The sequence below is a fragment of the Pantoea sp. AS142 genome (genome assembly GCF_037152305.1).
Classification (GTDB): domain Bacteria; phylum Pseudomonadota; class Gammaproteobacteria; order Enterobacterales; family Enterobacteriaceae; genus Pantoea.
Window position 1 is genome coordinate 77,592 of sequence record NZ_JBBCMO010000008.1, and the last position, 19,261, is coordinate 96,852.

General features: G+C 57.0%; 12 protein-coding genes. 4 read left to right on the top strand and 8 right to left on the bottom strand.

The window, feature by feature from the left end; all coding sequences use genetic code 11:
* Positions 1-96: 96 nt before the first annotated feature.
* Complete coding sequence (locus WFO64_RS15225) at positions 97-969, top strand: alpha/beta hydrolase (RefSeq protein WP_337012937.1); 873 nt, start codon at positions 97-99, stop codon at positions 967-969.
* A gap of 2 nt (positions 970-971) precedes the next feature.
* Here WFO64_RS15225 and WFO64_RS15230 read toward each other — a convergent pair whose 3' ends face one another.
* From WFO64_RS15230 to bcsR, 8 genes are all read right to left on the bottom strand, one after another.
* A complete protein-coding gene (locus tag WFO64_RS15230; protein WP_337012938.1) occupies positions 972-2,462 on the bottom strand; it encodes a M16 family metallopeptidase in 1,491 nt (496 codons plus the stop codon).
* A 246-nt stretch (positions 2,463-2,708) separates the two neighbouring features.
* Entirely contained in the window at positions 2,709-3,998 is a 1,290-nt protein-coding gene (locus WFO64_RS15235; protein WP_337012939.1) for a dicarboxylate/amino acid:cation symporter, read from the bottom strand.
* 225 nt (positions 3,999-4,223) lie between these two features.
* Complete coding sequence (gene hmsP / locus WFO64_RS15240) at positions 4,224-6,230, bottom strand: biofilm formation regulator HmsP (RefSeq protein ID WP_337012940.1); 2,007 nt, start codon at positions 6,228-6,230, stop codon at positions 4,224-4,226.
* 116 nt (positions 6,231-6,346) lie between these two features.
* A complete protein-coding gene (bcsC, locus tag WFO64_RS15245) occupies positions 6,347-9,814 on the bottom strand; it encodes a cellulose synthase complex outer membrane protein BcsC (protein ID WP_337012941.1) in 3,468 nt (1,155 codons plus the stop codon).
* Entirely contained in the window at positions 9,807-12,095 is a 2,289-nt protein-coding gene (gene bcsB, locus WFO64_RS15250) for a cellulose biosynthesis cyclic di-GMP-binding regulatory protein BcsB (protein ID WP_337012942.1), read from the bottom strand. Before bcsB ends, bcsC begins: the two co-directional genes overlap by 8 nt.
* A 4-nt stretch (positions 12,096-12,099) precedes the next feature.
* Positions 12,100-14,703, bottom strand: a complete 2,604-nt coding sequence (gene bcsA, locus WFO64_RS15255) for a UDP-forming cellulose synthase catalytic subunit (protein WP_337012943.1) — start codon at positions 14,701-14,703, stop codon at positions 12,100-12,102.
* Complete coding sequence (gene bcsQ / locus WFO64_RS15260; protein WP_337012944.1) at positions 14,700-15,431, bottom strand: cellulose biosynthesis protein BcsQ; 732 nt, start codon at positions 15,429-15,431, stop codon at positions 14,700-14,702. Before bcsQ ends, bcsA begins: the two co-directional genes overlap by 4 nt.
* Positions 15,431-15,628 (bottom strand): cellulose biosynthesis protein BcsR, encoded by a 198-nt coding sequence (bcsR, locus tag WFO64_RS15265; RefSeq protein ID WP_337012945.1) that lies wholly within the window; start codon positions 15,626-15,628, stop codon positions 15,431-15,433. The genes bcsQ and bcsR overlap by 1 nt, the downstream gene beginning before the upstream one ends.
* Before the next feature lie 203 nt (positions 15,629-15,831).
* Between bcsR and bcsE the strand changes: the two genes are divergently transcribed.
* From bcsE to bcsG, 3 genes are read left to right on the top strand one after another with little or no spacing between them, the layout of a single operon-like run.
* Complete coding sequence (gene bcsE / locus WFO64_RS15270) at positions 15,832-17,367, top strand: cellulose biosynthesis protein BcsE (protein ID WP_337012946.1); 1,536 nt, start codon at positions 15,832-15,834, stop codon at positions 17,365-17,367.
* Positions 17,367-17,555: a cellulose biosynthesis protein BcsF gene (bcsF, locus tag WFO64_RS15275; RefSeq protein ID WP_337012947.1), complete on the top strand. Its 189-nt coding sequence runs from the start codon at positions 17,367-17,369 to the stop codon at positions 17,553-17,555. Before bcsE ends, bcsF begins: the two co-directional genes overlap by 1 nt.
* A complete protein-coding gene (gene bcsG, locus WFO64_RS15280; RefSeq protein WP_337012948.1) occupies positions 17,555-19,219 on the top strand; it encodes a cellulose biosynthesis protein BcsG in 1,665 nt (554 codons plus the stop codon). Before bcsF ends, bcsG begins: the two co-directional genes overlap by 1 nt.
* The last annotated feature ends 42 nt before the right edge of the window (positions 19,220-19,261 follow it).

Consider the following 19,261-nt stretch of genomic DNA (forward strand, 5'->3'; position numbering starts at 1 on the left):
TGAAAAAAGACCATCTTTTAATCAACAACAGCAGGACGCTGTTCTCTCCGGCCGCGAACAAAAAAATTAAAATATCCCCCGCATCAGGATCTATTTATGCACACAGAAATTATTAATACCTGGCCACACGGTGATGCGCCAGGCGCCAGCGATTCGCGCGCACAGCCGCAGATTGTCGACATGGCAAAAGAGTATGAGCCTTACGATCGCGCAGCCACCGGCGTGCGTTGCCCGGAGATGGCGATCTGGCATCCGGTAGAATCAAATGGAATTACTCTGCTGGTCGCACCGGGCGGTGGCTATCAGCGCGTGATGATCGATCGTGAAGGCAGCGCCCTGGCGACCTTTTTTACCTCTATGGGCTACACCCTTGCAGTAATGACTTATCGCCTGCCCTATGACGGTCATCACGAAGGCCCTGACGCGCCGCTGGCCGATGCGCAGCGTGCCGTTCGCGTCCTGCGTGAACGGGCGCAGCGCGGCCTGAACGGTAAATACATTGTCATGATGGGCTTTTCGGCCGGCGGCCATTTGACTGCCAGTCTGGGTACGCGTTTCGCCGAGAAACTTTATCCGGTGCAGGATAGCGCAGAAAACTTCTCGCCGCGTCCGGATGCGCTGGTACTGGTTTATCCGCTGATCAGCATGCGTGACGGCATCGCGCATGAAGGTGCAAGAACCCGTCTGCTGGGTGCCTGGCCCGATCAGAAAACCATTGAAGCCTATTCAATGGAAACCCGGGTTCATCCGCTGGTGCCGCCGACGCTGTTGATCCACGCCGCCGACGATGATTCCGTGTCAGTCAATCACAGCATGGCGTTTTTCGGCGCGCTACGTGAGCATAACGTCCCGGCAGAAGTGCATTTCTATCAAAAAGGCGGGCACGGATTTGGTATCCGTGGCGTGGCAGATTTGCCCCTCGCCAGCTGGCCGATGTTAGTGACCGAGTGGCTCAGGGCAAAAACCTGACGTTAAGCCGCTGGGGGAACGTCTTTGACGTTGCTATCCGGCGGACTGGCTTCATTGCTGGTCGCCGGTGCCGCGGGTGGCGCCATCACTTTGTCCCAGTTGTTTTGCAGGATCTTCACGTTGGTTTCCGCTTCGCCTTCCGGTTGAATCAGGACCATCATCAGTTCCTGCGTCAGCTGCTGACGCAGCTCCTGATTTAACTGTTCACGGGTCAGACCGGCCAGGAAAGTCTGACGTAGCTTTTGATACTGCTCAGGCGCGATATCGACCACGGCGTTCTGCTGAGAGCGCAGGCGCTGACTCATCAGCACATCGGTATCGGTGCGGGCATAGGTGGTAAACAGCTTGTTCAGCTCCAGCAACTTCTGCGCCATCAGCGCATCAAATTCCTCCTGCGGTAAGCCTTTATCGCGCACGTTTGCCAGCTCATGCGCCACCAGGTTCATATTCTGCGCCAGATTTTCGTTGCGCCCATCCATGTTGATGGAGCACTGCGCACGCTGAAAGAGCACGCGGCAATCAAATCCGACCTGTATGCCCTGCGCCTTGCTGTCACTGAGCGCGCGCTGGACATGCCAGAACAGTGCTTCACGAGCCAGATCGCCCTGCCAGTAACGCTGCAGATTCTGGGAGTCACGAATCGGTTGCCACGGCGTATCCCACACCAGCGAGAGACGATCCTGCGTCATGTTGCCGCTGACCAGATTCACCGGCTCGTGCGGCAGCGGCGACAGGGTTGGCAGTGGCGCAGGCGTTTCACGTTTGCCGGTTAACGCTGAGAAAGTTTTGTTGATCTGCTCAGAGAGGTTACGACTGTCGACATTCCCCACCACGTAAAGCGTCATCGCATCCGGGGTATACCACTGACGATAAAAACCGTTGAGCTGGGTTAAATCGACCGGCGCGCGCGGAAGCGCAGCCGGGTCGTGCGCCAGCAGCGCGGAGCCTTTCAGGCGGTAGCGCCACCAGACATCCTGGGGATCTTTCGGCCAGGTCGCCACCGGATCAGACGCGGCCAGCGCGGTGTTGACCACCTCTTCGGTGAGGGTCATGTTGCCTGCCGTGGCCGCCAGCCAGTTCAGCGCTTCTTTTAGCAGCTCGGGGCGGTTATTCGGCAGACTCAGATTATATTGGGTGGAATCATAGGAGGCGATCACGGGCGGCAGCGGATGCTGAGGATCCATCGCCTGTTGCCATAGCGCACGCTGCTGATGGTTATCGAGCGCGGTGTTATGGACCATCGCCAGACGCGGCAACAGATGGCTAAAGCCGGTCTGTTGCGCACTCTCCACCAGCGAACCGGTATTCACCACCAGCCGCAGTTCAATACGGTCACTGGGGCGTTGCGGTGTGGCCAGTAACTGCCAGTTAAATCCATTATCCAGCTTGCCTTCCTGCCAGGCCGGATCCGGTTGCAGCGTTTCTGCCTGGAGACCAAAGCTGCTTGCCAGCACTAATCCACCAACCAAAAGCCGAAGTCTGGTGCCCTGCATGTGAACCCCTACTCAAATAATTCAAATATCGTTATCACTGGCGCATATTGCCGCTGTTATTAACGATTCGGCTGGCGCCGAATCGCGCTGTTATCCAACAACAAAGTGTTTGACCACAGGAAGCTCAGGATGTCGCGCAACGAAGTGAAAAACGTCAAAAAAAACAAGTAGGGTTTATTATGCAAATGCCCGCTGTCAGGGCAAGCGACAGCGAGCATTTGTGGGGATTTAAGTGAAATTCAATGATTAAATTGAAGATTCAGACGCTTTATTCTCCTTATTCCGGCCTGCCAGCGTGTCGGTCAGCTGTTTATGATCCAGCTGATCGACCCACTTCGCCACCACCACGGTCGCCACACCATTACCGATCAGGTTGGTCAGCGCACGGGCTTCGGACATAAAGCGGTCGATACCAAGAATGAGCGCCAGACCCGCCACCGGCAGATGTCCCACCGCAGAGAGCGTTGCCGCCAGCACGATGAATCCGCTACCGGTTACGCCAGCCGCACCTTTTGAGGAGAGCAGCAGCACCACCAGCAGCGTAATCTGATGGAAAATATCCATGTGCGCATTGGTCGCCTGAGCAATAAATACCGCCGCCATGGTCAGGTAAATCGACGTGCCGTCGAGATTAAAGGAGTAACCAGTGGGTATCACCAACCCTACCACCGATTTCTTACAGCCCAGCTTCTCCATCTTATCCAGCATGCGCGGCAGCGCTGACTCGGAAGAGGAGGTGCCCAGCACAATCAGCAGCTCTTCTTTGATGTAGGCGATGAACTTAAAGATGCTGAATCCCGCAAACAGACGTGCAATCAGCCCCAGCACAATCACCACAAACAGAATACAGGTGATGTAGAAGCAGATAATCAGCTGGCCGAGCTGCACCAGTGATCCCACGCCATACTTACCGATAGTGAACGCCATCGCGCCAAATGCGCCTATCGGCGCCAGACGCATAATCATGTTGATGATACCGAAAATCACTTTTGAGAAGTTTTCAATTACGTTGAAAATGAGCGTGCCGGAGTTACCCATACGATGCAGGGCAAAACCAAACAGAATGGCAAACAGCAGCACCTGCAGAATATTGCCGCTGGCAAAGGCGCCAATCACGCTATTGGGGATCACATCCAGCAGGAAGGCGACGATACCCTGCTGTTCTGCCTGCTGGGCGTAAATCGCCACGGCTTTGGCATCCAGCGTGGCAGGGTCAACGTTCATCCCGGCACCTGGCTGCATCACATTCACGACAATCAGGCCGATCATTAGCGCGATGGTGCTGACAATTTCAAAATAGAGCAGTGCAACCGCACCGGTCCGTCCTACCGCTTTCATACTCTCCATGCCAGCAATGCCGGTCACCACGGTACAGAAAATTACCGGGGCGATAATCATCTTGATTAATTTAACAAAGCCATCTCCCAGCGGCTTCATCTGGGTCCCTAACTCTGGATAAAAATGACCTAACAAAACGCCGATGCCAATCGCCATCAGCACCTGGAAATAAAGGCTTTTAAAAAGTGAGGTTTTCATAAACAGGTGTCCACTAACGCCGTGAGGTGATGTTGTCGGATTCGTTATTGTGACTGGCGGGCAACAGAGGTGGCGCCTGACAGTAACCCGAAAATAACACTCTGTTTACGTGATTAATACAGGGTGACAAACGCCCAGGAAATGATACCGACGTAATTCTGAACTGAAACGCTTCAGCACGGGGTTTTGTAACTAAAATTCTCGCAAAATCAATGAATCAGGCCATTATTGCGACAATGAGGCGTTTTCAATCCACGAATGATTGAATCGGCTCAGTGGTAGCGCTTCAGCATAGAGATAACCCTGCCCGATAGAGATACCGCGCGCCAGCAGCCAGTCACGCTGCTCCGCTGTTTCCACACCTTCGGCAATCACCTCCAGTTGGATAATCTCGGCGATGGCCGCTACGATGCAGACCATCGTGTCGTCATGCGGCAGCGCCGCCACAAAGCTGCGATCCATCTTCAGCTTGTTAACCGGCAACGCTTTCAGCTGATGCAGATAGTTAAGGTTGGAGTAGCCCATGCCGAAATCGTCCAGCGCGACCGCCACGCCGGTCTGTTGCAACATGCGCAGCATCGACATCGCCTGTTCCGCATCTTCAAGCTGAGCCGTTTCCGTCACTTCCAGCACCAGAGTGCCGGGTGTGATGCTGTGACGCGTCAGCAGAGATTGCAGATGAGAAACCACGCCCGTGTCCCGCAGTTGCACAGCGGAGATATTTACACTCAGCGGCAGCATAATGCCCTGTCGCTGCCAACCGGCCAGAATGCGGCACGCCTCTTCAAACACCCAGCGGCCAAGCGCGCTAATCACGCCAATCTCTTCCGCAGTGGCAATAAACTCTTCGGTCAGACCGTAACTGCCGTCTGGCTGGCGCATTCGCAGCAGCGCTTCCGCGCCGGTTAACGCGCCGGTGCGCATATCGACCTGGGGTTGCAGGTAGAGGGCGAACTGCTCATCGTGCAGCCCCTGCAAAATGTCATGCTCCTGGGTCAGACGTTTCTGCGCACGCTCGGTCAGCGCGGCGTCAAAGAACAGAATCTGATTTTTGCCCTGATGACGTGCCGACATCATCGCTGAGGTGGCACGGTCAAGCAGCTCATTAGCGCCCAGCGGCTGATCGTCGCGCAGCGCCAGACCGATGCTGAGGTTAGGGCGCAATTGCAGCTGATGCAGGTTGACCGGCTGATTAAGACGAATCATCAGGTTGCGAGCCAGGCGCAGCGCGCGAAACGGATTACTGGCGCGTTTCATTAGCAGGACAAAGTCGCTGATACTGGTCTGCGCCAGCAGAGTATGGTCATCCAGCGTATTGCGGATCTTTTCCACCAGCGTCAGCATCAGCGTATCGCGCTGTTCATCGCTCAGTACGCCGTTGGCTTCCTGCAGGGTTTCAATGCGGATCACCATCAGACCCAGTGGCTGTTCAGGGTTGCACATGAACTGATCGACCAGCGCCAGAAACAGGGTACGGTTGGGCAGATCGGTGACGGCAAAATGGGTGGTCAGCCGACTCATCTCATCATGTATCGACTCCAGCACCTGCTGATTGCGGTTGTAGCTGCGGATTAGCATGCCGATTTCGTCATCGCGGTGGCTCTGCGGAAGTGACAGTTTATGCGTCAGAATCGACTGCGGCGGTAGCTCCTGCAACTCGCGCGAGAGATTGCGCAACGGATGTACCACCAGCCGGTTAATGCACCAGCTGATTGCCACTGACAGGATGAGTGCCAGCAGCAGATAGGTGATAATCATGGTCGAAAGCGTGCTGAGAATAAACTGGTAGACACGCGTCGAATTAGCCTGCAACACCAGATAGGCCAGCGGTTTCGGCATCCCGGTATTTTCAACGGAATAGAGCGGCAGGGTAATCTGCACCGGCAGCTCAAACAGGCGCGCCACCAGACGCGGCACCGGTTTTTCCGTTTCGAAATCGGCATGCAATGCCTGAAACGCATTCGGCAGCACCACATCGGCACGCGATAAAATACCGGCAGGTTTCAGTGAATGAAGAATGTGTTCGGCCTGAGGAATATCGGCACGCAGCACCGCTTCCGACAGCGGCTGGCGGACGGTGTGTGCGATATTCTCCATCTGCTGGGCGTAGTCAATTCTGCGCTGCTGCACAAAATGAAACAGTTGGATGACGATAAAGATACTGATGGTGATAACCGCAACCAGCGAAACTGTCGCCATCTGCTTTATCGTAAGTGAACGGCTTACGCGCAAAAATTCTCTCCTGACGATGAAAAAAGCCCAGATAGCAGACAGTACAATGCCCGCCAGTATATCCCATAAACTGACTTTTTTACCGTCTGAAAAGTCCGGCTTTTTCCCGGTCGGGATTATTTAAAATCTGCGTAAGGAACCAGCGGCTGTGGCGGCATATCCAGATCCCCCTCCCAGCCCCCGGCAGCATAGCGTACATAGATCAGGCCGTGGCTCGGGGTGTAATCTTTCGCCTGCTGAATATCAACACCTGCCCCGATAAACCAGCCCGATGTCAGCCGTCGCTCAACCACCGCCTGCAGCGTGTAGCCGATACCGCCCCCAGAGCTGCTGGCGGAAGAGGGATTGCTGGCCAGGGCATAGCCCGGATTAACCGGATAACGCTGCTGCGCATCCGTTTTCGAATGTGACCACGAAACTGAACCGCCCAGATCAAATGACCAGTTCTCCGTACGCTGCCGCCAGGTGACCGGCACAGCAAAGGAGAGATATTGCTGCGGACTGTAGTACCCCCCCTGGCCAAAGGTGTAACCGCTGAGATCTTTCTGATAGTGCCAGAGCATACTGTTCAGCCCGACGGTCGCACGGCGGTTGTCGTTGTTGACCAGCTTGTAATAATAGCCGCCCATCAGGCGTTCGCGGCTGTTATCGGCGACGTTTTTACCGGTTATCTGATGTGCACTGATATCGCCCCAGACGCCATGCGCCCCGCCCTGATCGTAACTCAGCCCGATGCTGCCGCCGGTTGCCACCACGCCGCCCCAGCTTTTGCCACCGCTGGCTGCCGGATCGCGCGTCCCGGCATAGGAAAGCAGCGAACTGGCAATCGGCCTGCGTGAGGCGGTCAGCGTCACACCGAGCTGTTTCACATCGGTTTTCCAGCTCAGGCCGCCGGTCCAGTTAGTGACTTCAAAACCCAGCGGCGTCGTGCCAAGGTCGGCAGACCAGATAGCATTATGCCAGCCAGCAGCCAGCGCCGTGCCCCTGTCGCGCTGGTGGGCCTGGCGGTTACAGCCGCCAGAATTCGCATCGTCACAACTGCCAAACAGTGCGTCGAAGCTGCCATTACGGGTAGTAAACGTTCCTGCTGAGACGTCCACCCGGTCGAGACGGAAAAAGCCGCGCCCTTCGGCAAACGGCCTTTCTGCCTGCACCATGGTGGTATGCGCTGTAAAATCAGAGATGCCGCCGGTACCGCTGTTGCGTGAATAGTCCTGTTGCACCGTCAGCGTGGTCTGCTGCTGACGGTAGAGATCGGCCGTATCACTGCGCAGGCTCCGTTTAAGCCACTCATCCTGCGGATCGTTGCGGGTTGCGCGGCTGATGTTGCCACCGCTATCGATGCCGCTGGCCATCATCGCCTGACGATAATCTGCCAGCGCCCGTTCAGGCTGCTGCTGCGCGCGTTCCAGCCGGGCCGCATCACGAAACACCAGCGCCTTATCCTGTGAAGGCGGCTGCGAGGTGACACGCTGTTTCAGATCGGTGAATAGCATGGCAGCCCGCGTGGTTTCACCGACCGCCTGCCATGCCAGCGCAGCACGGCGATCCGCATTCACACTCGCCTCCACCGGCGGCTGTTGCGCCAGAGCCTGTCGTGCTTCGCTGTTGCGCTGCAGGGCAACCAGCGCTTCGATCCGTCCCAGTGCCGCATCGCCGTTGTCTGTCTGGCGCGACAGTACCTGCTGATAGCTCGCCAGCGCCTGCTGCGCATCACCGCGTGCCAGTGCCCAGTCGGCCAGCGTCAGGTCGCGTCGGCTGGAAACCGGCTGCTGATCAAGCAGCGTCACCGCCGCCTGCTCCTTCCCGGCGACGCGCAGCGCATCGGCCTGCGCAAAGAGCTGATTCTGATTCAGGCGATCAGCCAGCTGACGCATATCGCTGCTCCACTGCGCATCGGGTAGACGATGCAGCGTGGCCATCGCCTCGCTGTCGTTATCGTTGCCCGAGAACCAGAGTGCGGTCGCGTAAAGTGCAGTAGCGTCCTGCGGATGCTGCTGAGGTACCGCGCGCATCACTGCATTCGCCTGCTGCACGTCACCACTGTTACGCAGCGCGCCAGCCAGCCGGTAACTGAGCCAGACGTCATCCGGTGCCAGCTCCCGTGCCTGGCGATATTTATCTGCGGCCTGCGCCCAGCGAGCCTGCTGCGCCAGTGCATCCGCCTCAGCGCGCAGGCTGTCACTGCGCAGCGTCCGGATTGTGTCAGCCAGTGCGCGCTGCTGCCCGGCGGGTAAAGTATTAATAAACGCCATTTCACGGGCAGGCGAAACCGCCTGATAAAGCCCCGCCAGCCGACGCACCGCGGTGATATTCGTGCCATCCAGCCGTCGCGCGTTCTGCCAGAACTGTTCAGCCGCCGCCGTATCTTTGCGCGCCATCGCCACATCACCCAAGCCAATCAGGGCATAGCTGTCGCTGCTGTCATACTTTTGCGCTGCGCGATAGTGCTGTTCGGCACCCTCAACATTATGCTGCGCCAGCGCTTTATCGCCCTGCTCTATCGCCAGCCAGTAGTGACTGGTCAGAAGCAGCGACTGCCATTTGCCGATCAGCGTGCTCTGCTGACCCGCGTTAATGGCGCGTTCCAGCCAGAGAATCGCCGCTTCGCGCTGACCCGCGCGGGCCTGGGTCTGCCCCATCGCGCCCATTAATTCGGGATCGTTGGGATTCTCTTTCAGCGCCCGGTTAAGGGCGGCCATCGCATTGTTAACATTGCCGGTGTCAACCAGCGCCAGCGCATGCACTCGTTCGCGGTAAGCGGGATCGGCCAGCGTCGTCTGCTGCTTCGATAGCACCTCCACGCCCTGCTGGTACGCATCGCCATCGGTAAAAACGGCCAGATAAGCCTTTAGCTGCGCCACGCTGCTGTCGCTGACCGGCTGATCATTGATCTGCTGAAGCCAAAGTTCGGCGGCGGCGGCACGCCCGCCGTTACTGGTTGCCAGCTTTTTCAGCTGCGCTATCGCCTTTTCTGGCTGCTGTTGATTAAACGCCATACGTGCAATTTGTAGCTCAACCCCGATATTGCCTGGATAACGCTGTTCCAGTGCCTGAAGCTGCTGATAAGCCACACTCTCCTGGCCGGGAAGACGCGCCAACAGTCGCCAGTACTCCAGAGCAGTGTTCGGATCGGGAAAGATGCCATTGAACAGCGCATCATAAGCGTTTTTCGCCTCCGTCAGGCGGCCAGACGTGGCCAGCAGGCGCGCCTGCTGCAGTTGCTGCCGTCCATCGGATGACGTCAGTGTCAGGCCGACAACTGATTCACGCGTCTCTGCCGAGTCAGGCGCAACCTTTTTCAGTTGATCCAGCAGCAACTGCGCATTGGGGATATCGCCCTGATGCAGCGCCAGACGCAGACGAGCGGCCAGCACCTGGGGATTATCAGGATCGATCTTCTCCAGTCGATAGAGCGATTGCTGTACCAGATCGTATTTGTTGGTCGACTCGCCGGTGCGGACCTGTGCCAGCAGCCATTCGACCGGCGAGACTTCCAGTCCGTCAGTCGGTGCGGCCAGCCCCGGCAGCGCACTTAGCGCACCAAGCAGCATGCCCGCCCGTAGCACCTGAGCGTTATTCATCTTCATCCAGTAAACGACGTCGGGTAATAATTCGCATCAGACGCCAGGTCATCAGCGCGAACAGCACCACCACAAAGAGTGCGCAGAGTGCCAGCCAGAATGGATGGATCGAGAGTAGCGACCAGAGACGCTCCCACCACGGCAGATGACCAACATAGTAGCTCTCGCCAACCCGCAGACTGTTAACCCCTGACTCGCGGATAACCGCGGTAGATCCAGACATTGCGCCACGCTTGTCGCTGTCGCTCATCGCCTCGTTGAGCAGTTGCCAGCCACGCGGCGTGCCATCGGCGAGCAGTGCAACCACGCTGCGCTGATCGTAAAACGGCGACTGGAAGCCGATCACCGTTGCCAGCGGGCCGCGGGAGCTGATGGCAGTGGTGCTTTCTGCCGTCTGATCGCGACCACTTTGCGGATTCATCTGCGGCGTGATCCGGCGCACTGGCTCTTTCAGCCAGCTGGCGGTGGCGTCGACCAGCGCCGGAATCCGCTGGTCATCCTGAAGATCTTTGGGGATGACACCGATCATCAGCAGATCCACATCCTGCTTCTTCGCCGTGGCCCAGTCATCGGTCAACTGAACGCGCAGTGCTGGATAGCCGGTCTGTGCGCCACTATTGCCCATCGCATTCAACAATGTGCTGACCTGCTGGACATCCGGTTTTGGCGGCATCAGCACCAGGGTTTGCGCCAGATCGGCATAGCGGCTGAACGGGAAGCCCGCATTTGCCCAGGCACGCAGTGACGGCATTTCGATGTAGTGGCGATAGCCGGAAAAATCGATGCTGGAACTGTCGTCCACCACCACATGATGGCCGACCGGCGTCACGGTTTCACAACGCCCGTCAGCGTTGCCACCAATAAAGGTGTTGGCATAGTCAAAATCGAAGCGCAGTTGGTTCACCACACCCAGGCGTAACGCCGGAATCAGCAGTTCATGGTTTTTGTCCAGCATTCCCTGAATCAGGGGAATATGCAGCAACTGCTGACCGGCCGTGTTTTTAGGCGGTAGCGGATAATCCTGGATGAACTGATTATTCAGGTTCACCGCCAGCCGTGAGCCATCCGACTCGAAAGGCGCGGTAAAGCGGTAGCTCAGCTCCATGTCGATACCGCGCGCGCGAACCAAAAACAGATCGGGCGGCAGATTGAGGGTCAGGCTGACGGGATGAGGCTGCACACCATCAGACTGTAACTGATTCTCGTACTGCGTCAGCTCAGCGAAAGTGGTGCGGCGATCGGTTCGCACCCAGTTGGGTGCATCATAGGCCTGGCGCGGGGAGAGCAGCTTAACGCTGTCAATGGTTGAGATGTCTCCGCGCAGCAGCAACTCACCCTGCGCCATGCCCTGCACCGCCGTCAGCAAATCGTCGTCGTTGCGTCCCAGGATCAGCAGCATTTTTTCATAGGGACTGTCAGGCTGACTCACCATCTCCACGGTCGGCTTCACTACCGGCGGCAGATCTTTCAGGAAATCCGGGCGCGCATCGTTGGTGGCAAATACCACGGCATGCTGCTGTTGCGGCAGCTGATTGTAGAGCACCGGAAAACGCTGTCCGCGCCAGGCCGCTTTGCTGCCAAACCAGGAGGCGAGAATCGCTGCAGCACGCTGCTGCTTTATGTCTGGCTGGGCAGCAAACACCATTGGCAGGGTCAGCGGTCGCGGGTCGCGTGTATCAAAAAAGGGTTCCGGAAAATGGGAGAGGTCATTCTTCAACGGCAGTTTTTGCAGCGTCAGGTCGATGCCACTCTGTTTACCGATATCCAGCCAGATTGTGCTGTTAGCAGGATTTTCACATACGTTGGCGTAATGGCCCACCAGCTCAAAGCGCACGCGGTTAAAGTCGGCAATGTAACGAGGATCAATCGCCAGCTGCGTCTGAATCTCCTTACCCAGCTGGTCCGGCGTGATGGTTATCAGACCGATCAGCTCATCGTTGAGATAAACCTTCAGCTGCGACAGCACAGGCAGCAGCGCAGGAGAAGGCCGATAGGTGAGATTAAGCAGCGCACGCGTCACCACCTCATCACTGCGCACCCCGAACTCGATCTGCCCGCTGGTGCGCGTACCGCTCAGCGTCATGCTGCCCGGCGGCGGTGCCAGCTTAACAAAGCTCAGCTGACTGTTACGCAGCGGCGCGGCAGGCTGCGGCGGCAAAGATTGCACCGCGGTTTCTCCGGGGACACTGACCGGCGTATTTTCCTGCGCCAGGGCGCAACTCAGTGTTGCAGAGCCCAACAGCAGCGCAGCGACCCACCTGTTTACTCTCGTTATCGTCATATCATCAACTCAATGCGTTTTTTGAAGCTGGCACACGTCCGATGCCCTGCGGCAACAGCGAAGCCAGCCAGCTCACCCCAACGGTAAGCAGGTTAAACAGCCGACGTAACTGCGGCGGGCCATATTCCGCCAGGCGCAGGTAACCTTTGAAACCGAGGATCATGATATCGGCGAGGCTTTGCACCGGTTTATCTTCCGGAAAACCGTCCTGCCACAGCGCCCAGGTATCGGCACGGGCGAAGGTACACTGGATAAATTCAATATGCTGCTGGGTGGTCAGCTGATGAAGACGGACGCCAGCCCGACGGCCAAAGACACGCTGTACCTGGCAGGGGAAGCTGAACTCCTGCTGTCCACGACGCAGCAGCAGCCACACTTTTTCATTCTCACGCAGGGCGTCCGGTTCGCGCAGCTCCAGCCCGACGCCGCCATCCGAGTAATCACGCAGCGTGCAGGGCAGCATATGTCCATCTTCGCGTGCGATGGCGGCCGGCATGGCGATCTCTACCCGGTGCGCCTCGCGGATCTGCCGAGCTTCAACCGAAACCGCCACCGCGCCGCCAAGAATAATCATGTTATAGAGCACCCAAATCAGGCTTACGCATACCGTCAGTATCTCGTTGGCCGGGCCGTGCTGCATGCGCCAGAACGCCATCAACACGCCCGCCACATTGAGCAGAACCAGCAGCATATAAGGCTTGGTTATCACCCAGTCCAGATGCTGCTCCTCGACCAGTCCGCCTTTCGCGGTGACGTTAAACTTACCCTTGTGAGGATTGAACAGCGCCACGGTGGTAGGGCGGGCGATATACCAGGCCAGCACCGTCTCGTAGACTTCGCTCCAGAAAGAGTGACGCCAGCGCCCCTGAATACGCGAGTTGGTGAGGCTGGTATGCAGCATGTGAGGTAAAACATAAATGGCGATCGCCAGCGCAGGCGCGTAGATGATATAGGCATGGCAGAGTAAAAACGCCAGCGGCGCCAGCAGGAAGACCAGCCGCGGAATGCCGGACAGAAAGTGCAGCATGGCATTGGCATAACACAGCCGCTGCACCCACTTCAGCCCCTTACCCAACAGCGGGTTATCGAGGCGGAAAATCTGCACCATACCGCGTGCCCAGCGAATACGCTGCCCGATATGCGCTGACAGGCTTTCGGTCGCCAGCCCGGCCGCCTGAGGAATGCGGATGTAGGCCGAGGTGTAGCCGCGCCGGTGCAGACGCAGCGAGGTATGGGCATCCTCAGTAACGGTTTCTACGGCAATACCGCCAATTTCTTCCAGCGCGCTGCGGCGCAGCACGGCGCATGAGCCGCAGAAAAAGGTGGCATCCCAGGTATCGTTACCGTCCTGCACCAGCCCGTAAAAGAGCGACCCCTCATTCGGCGTACGGCGAAACCGCCCGAGATTGCGTTCAAATGGGTCCGGTGAAAAGAAGTGATGTGGCGTCTGCATCATCGCCAGGCGGGGATCTTTAATAAACCACCCCATGGTCATCTGCAAAAAGGCGCGCGTCGGCACATGGTCACAGTCGAATATCACCACAAATTCGCTGCGACAGTGCTTTTCCAGCGCGTGGTTGATATTGCCGGCCTTGGCGTGCTCATGCGTGGGGCGGACGACATAGTTGATACCCACGCTGGCAGCAAAGTCGCGAAATTCCTGACGGTCGCCGTCGTCGAGCAGATAGATATTCAGGCGATCTTTCGGCCAGTCGATGCCCATAGCGGCGTAGAGGGTGGGCCTGACTACACTGAGCGGTTCGTTGTAGGTCGGCACCAGCAGATCGATACCTGGCCAGCGATCCCGATCGCCAGGCATCGAAACCGGCTGACGGTTAAGCGGCCAGAGCGTCTGGAAATAGCCCAGCACCAGCACCACCCAGGCGTAAGTCTCTGCGGCAATAAGCAGCAGACCAAATATCAGGCTCAGCGGATCGTCCCAGTTCAGCGTCGAGGTATAGCGCCACCAGAGGTAGCGGCACGACACGGTCAGCGACAGCACTATCAGCATCATGGTGGGAAAACGCCCCGGTATGCGCCGTACCAGCATCGCCAGAGCCCAGAGCAGTACGACAAAGATAAACTGCGTCATCAGACCAAAGGGCTGGCTGATACAGAGCAGTGCCAGCAGTGAGGCAAAGAGGGCAGTAACGACGAAGAGGCTACGTCGCATCAGTGGCGACAGGCGCTTCAGCCGCTGTTCGATGCGTGCATCAATGCCCTGAGTTTGCGAGCGGGCAACAAGGTTGTCCAGCCAGCGATAGCCGTGGTGGCGCCAACCAGACAGTGCGCTCAGGCCCTTAACGCCGTTGCGCGCCTTAGCCTGGGGCAGCGGAATCACGATCAGCCACAGTGTCTGAATCAGATAACGTAAGATATCCAGCGGACGCGGACGCTCAGGTGAGATGTGCGGATAGAGGCGGCGGCGCTGCTGAATAACCCCCTGCCAGGCCGGACTTTCGAAGCGGAACAGCATCAGGCCCAGACCCGACCAAAACAGATGAAGTGCACTGGCAAAACGGGACGCGCCATTGCCTCGCGCTGTGGTATAGCCCCTGTGCAGCGATTGCCAGGCGGGCGCAGTCAACAGCCAGCGCAACGGATTCAAGAACGCACTCCCTTCAGATTGAGCAGTAGCCAGTTTGCCAGCGTGATGATCTCTTCACTGACTAACGCATGTGGCCGGTATTCACCGACCGGCTGCTTCATCATCAGCGCTTCTGCCAGTGCCTCATCCCGATGGATCAGCAGCGGTATCAGCTGAGTCAGCGAAGCCATCCAGAGCTGATGCAGATCCTGCTGCAGACGACTATTGGCATTAAACTGATTGATAATAAAGCGGGTACCCGCCGGAAAGCGGCGCTGGCTAAGGCGTAAATGACAATTGGCATCTGGCTGGGTGACACACAGTATGCCATCCAGTTTCGGATAGAGTGTTTCATGCCACGGCAGGGAGTCGGCGGGCAGATCGAAAATAATCCACTGATAGCGCGCCTGCAGGTCCGGTAATGCCTGGAGCAGAGGCGCGGCGATCGCCGCATTCTGACCGGTAATTGTCAAAGCATGTTGATGAGAAAGCACACCATGCGGTAGCAAATCAGGCCCCTCGGGATAGCGAAGTGCGCTGTGCTGCCAGGCTTCCCCCTCGCACAATGCCTTCATCCAGCCATTCTCCTGCTGAGCGGGCAGATTAAAATGCATGCCGAGCTGACTGACCGGCGAGCCATCGATCAGCAAGACCCGCTCGCCCAGGGCCGCCAGCGCCCAGCCCAGTCCGGCACAAAGCGAAGTCGTGCCGACACCGCCCCGCACGCCCTGAAGCGCTATCTGCGGCATCAGAGAGGTTGCTCAGGCTGGCTGGGAACCGTTTCCGCTAATAGCGGCCAGCGCGACACAATCTCTTTCAGGCGCTCTTCGCGCGCAATGTCGACATAGCGAAAAGAGAGCAAAGAAAATGCGTCACGCAAAGCGCTAATATCATCCTGACGATCGCCCTCGGCGGCCTCAGAGGTATAAAAATTTTGGTTTTTCATTACAGTTCGCCAAAAATAAAACAATGTCAGACTCAGAATGACCGCCAGCGCGCAAAAAAATGACGTTGAAAAATATTTCCAGCCACGCTGCATTTGCAGAACATTCTAAGCCAGCCTGTCATTAGCAATGTTTAAATTTCTCAGGTTACATCCAGGCCTGTCTATAATAAGCTAGCCTGGACTGGAAAAATAACGAATTCAATATGAAAAATTCTTTTTCGCTAGGGCTGTTGCATGTTCAGCCAGAATTAACGGCATTGCAAACGCCTGGCTGTTATTGGGTAACTTGTGCACGGCAGGATGATGCCCGCACTTTGATTCGACAGGTGATTTCACATCAGCAGGCCGTAACGCTGATCAGCGCTGATCAGCCGCCTCGTGATTTACTGACGCCCGACCCGATCGGCGGCCCTGACCGTATCCCACTGTTTTCACTTTCCAAAAGCAAACGGAGTCTTTTGCAACTGGAAGGTGATTTTCTGCGCACGCTCGGCAGTAAAAACGGGCTGGTGATATTTAACAGCAGCGCGGCACAGTGGGATAAGCTCAATGACGCCGAATTAACCCGGTGGATAAAGGGCATGCGCCACACGTTGCATAAAAGAAAACTCACACTTTTAATCGTCACTTCCGGCACCACCATAATAAACCTGAGTAATAATCTTCAGCATTATTTTCGTCAGCTGGATGGCGTTGCGCATTTGAGCTTTCAGCAGGATAGCTGGCAGTATCGAATTAACTGGTGGTATGCCGCGGCACGACTGCTTGCCGATCGTGCAATACGTCTGGGCTGTGAAAAGGATCATTTCTTTGCCCTTAATGAAAATCAGGAGCCGTTGAGCCTTAATGACGAGCAGCATTATCTCGCGGACAAAATAGTCCTTGAGGGCGCGCCACCGCTTTCACGCCAGTGGCAACTTTTCGATGATAATGAGCAGGTCTGGTTCCGGGCACAACAGGCCAATGCCGCAACGGTTATTTTCAGCCTGACCCGCAGCGATCATATCAACGAACTGGCGAAGAGGGTGCACAGCCTGCGTCGTGCACGCGGCAACGGCCTGAAAATTGTGGTGCGCGAGATGGGCGCCAGCCTGCGTTATAGCGACGAGCGCCTGCTGCTGGCCTGCGGGGTAAACACCATCGTGCCGACCAACGCGGCAATGTCGCGGTTTCTGACCACGCTGGAAGGTCTTCAGGGACAGGTGTTTAACCGTCGCGTCCCCGCCAGTTTTGAGGCGTTGACCGCCTCGATGCAGCCGCTGCATGAGAAAGGCTACCTGCGGCTTGACGCCTTCTGTCAGTCAGTCAGCCAGTTGATCAGTAATACCTTACTGCCGGAAAATGATAAGGGCCTGCTGGTGGCATTGCGGCCGGTGCCACAGCTTAAACCCCAGCAGATCCTGACGCTCTGCAAGCCGCGTCGCTTCGGCGATTTGGTCACGGTGCTGGAAGATCGCGTCATACTGTTTCTCTCCTCCTGCCGCTATAACGATCTCGATAAAGCCTTGAAATATATATTTTCTCTTCCTCACGACGAGCTGTTTGCAAACCGCATGGTCTGGTTCGAGGATAATCAGATTATTGCGGAAGTCAGCAATATTAAGAAACTGACGCCAATGGCGATTCAGGATCTGACACCGGTTTCAGAGACGGCTCGCACCGCCGTTGAGAGCCGAAGCGAAACGCAGGGACGTTCGGCACCGCTGCCCATCATTTTATTGCCGGAGAACAAAGCCTGATGACTCTGATGGACTGGGTACAAATTGCGCTACTGGTTTTTTTTATCTTGCTGTTTTTGAAGCCGTTATATCATCAATGGCTGCCCCGTCGCTGGAACGGCATCATGAATCGCCTGTTGCCTGCGCGCGCGCTCAAATCGGAAGGCCACTGGCAGCGTCAATCCTCTGAAACGGATGCAAAAAATTAATGAATAGTGATCAACCCGCGGCGATCTCCTCTTCCTATTTCTGGTCTTCCTGGCGCGGACTGGCTGGCTGGAATTTCTACTTTTTAGTGAAGTTCGCCCTGCTTTGGTACGGCTATCTCAACTTTCACGCCCTGAGCAACCTGGTATTTCTCGCCTGGCTGCTCTTCCCGCTGCCGTCGATACGCCTGCATCGTCTTCGCCACTGGCTCTCGATCCCTGTCGGTTTCGCGCTGTTCTGGCATGATACCTGGTTACCGGGACTCAGCAGCATTCTCAGCCAGGGCGATCAGCTGGCGGGCTTCTCCGCAGCCTATCTTCTCGATCTGGCAGACCGTTTTATCAACTGGCAAATGGTAGGTGCCCTCTTTGTCCTGCTGGTTATCTATCTCTTTATTGCGCAGTGGGTGCGTATCACGGTGCTGGTTTCGCTGATGCTGCTCTGGCTCAACGTGCTGACTATTGCTGGCCCGGCAATGTCACTGCTGCCGACCCGCGCAGCCACCCCGCAGGTGGTACTGAATCAGACTCCCGCCGCCACCAGTCAGGCAGCTGCCGTGACGGATGGACTCGATCAGTCGGCCGCGCCCACCAGCGCCAGCCTGACTACATGGCTCAGCCGTTTTTATGAGAGTGAGCGTAAGCGCGTCACCCATTTTCCCGACAGCCTGCCGGCCGATTCGCAGCCGTTCGACATTCTGGTGATCAACATCTGTTCACTCGCCTGGTCCGATATGGATGCGTCCCAGCTGCGTAATCATCCGCTGTGGCAGCACTTCGACATCATGCTGACCAACTTTAACTCCGCCACCAGCTACAGCGGACCGGCGGGGATTCGTCTGCTGCGTGCCAGCTGCGGTCAGACCTCACACAGTGACCTCTACAAACCCACTGATTCACGCTGCTACCTGTTCGATAATCTGGCGAAGCTGGGCTTTAAAGAGCAGCTGATGATGGATCATGCTGGCGTGTTTGGTAATTATCTCAAGGAGTTGCGCGAGAGTGGAGACGTTCAGGCGCCGCTGATGTCGCAAGCGGGTATTGCGCCGGAGTTGACCTCATTCGACAGCTCGCCGGTGTTCAACGATGCCCAGCTGATGCAGCGCTGGCTCGACGATCGCAGCAAGAGCAGCGATGCACGCAGCGCCACCTTCTACAATCTGATCCCGCTGCATGACGGCACCCGCGAACTCGGCAGCACCAAAACCGCCCCCTGGAAGCCGCGCACTCAGTTGCTGTTTGATCAGATCGACGCTTTCCTCACCCAGCTGGAGAAATCGGGTCGCCGGGTGATGGTACTGGTGGTGCCGGAGCATGGCGCAGCACTGCAGGGCGACAAAATGCAGATGTCAGGCCTGCGGGATATTCCCAGCCCTGGCATTACGCATGTGCCGGTGGGGATTAAATTTGTCGGCATGAAAGCACCGCATCAGGGACAGCCACTCAATATTGATGCTCCGACCAGTCTGCTGGCAGTCTCAGAAATTGTGTCGCGCGTGGTGGATGGACAGGTATTTAATGCGCCGAATGTGAATATGTCGGTGCTGACTGACAAGCTTCCACAGACGCCGGTGGTGTCAGAAAACGACGGTGCGGTGGTGATTATGTATCAGGGCAAACCCTGGATCAGGCTCAACGGCGGCGACTGGGTGCCTTATCCGGAGTAACGCATTAGCGCCGGGCAGCAGAGCCACGACACGGCTGTTAAG

Coding starts and splice junctions, on each gene's coding strand:
- bcsQ (WP_337012944.1), bottom strand. CDS start 15,431: ATGCCGCAGATAGCGCTTCAGGGCGTGCGGGGCGGTGTCGGCACGACT.
- WFO64_RS15225 (WP_337012937.1), top strand. CDS start 97: ATGCACACAGAAATTATTAATACCTGGCCACACGGTGATGCGCCAGGC.
- WFO64_RS15230 (WP_337012938.1), bottom strand. CDS start 2,462: ATGCAGGGCACCAGACTTCGGCTTTTGGTTGGTGGATTAGTGCTGGCA.
- WFO64_RS15235 (WP_337012939.1), bottom strand. CDS start 3,998: ATGAAAACCTCACTTTTTAAAAGCCTTTATTTCCAGGTGCTGATGGCG.
- bcsC (WP_337012941.1), bottom strand. CDS start 9,814: ATGAATAACGCTCAGGTGCTACGGGCGGGCATGCTGCTTGGTGCGCTA.
- bcsE (WP_337012946.1), top strand. CDS start 15,832: ATGAAAAATTCTTTTTCGCTAGGGCTGTTGCATGTTCAGCCAGAATTA.
- bcsG (WP_337012948.1), top strand. CDS start 17,555: ATGAATAGTGATCAACCCGCGGCGATCTCCTCTTCCTATTTCTGGTCT.
- bcsB (WP_337012942.1), bottom strand. CDS start 12,095: ATGACGATAACGAGAGTAAACAGGTGGGTCGCTGCGCTGCTGTTGGGC.
- bcsF (WP_337012947.1), top strand. CDS start 17,367: ATGACTCTGATGGACTGGGTACAAATTGCGCTACTGGTTTTTTTTATC.
- bcsR (WP_337012945.1), bottom strand. CDS start 15,628: ATGAAAAACCAAAATTTTTATACCTCTGAGGCCGCCGAGGGCGATCGT.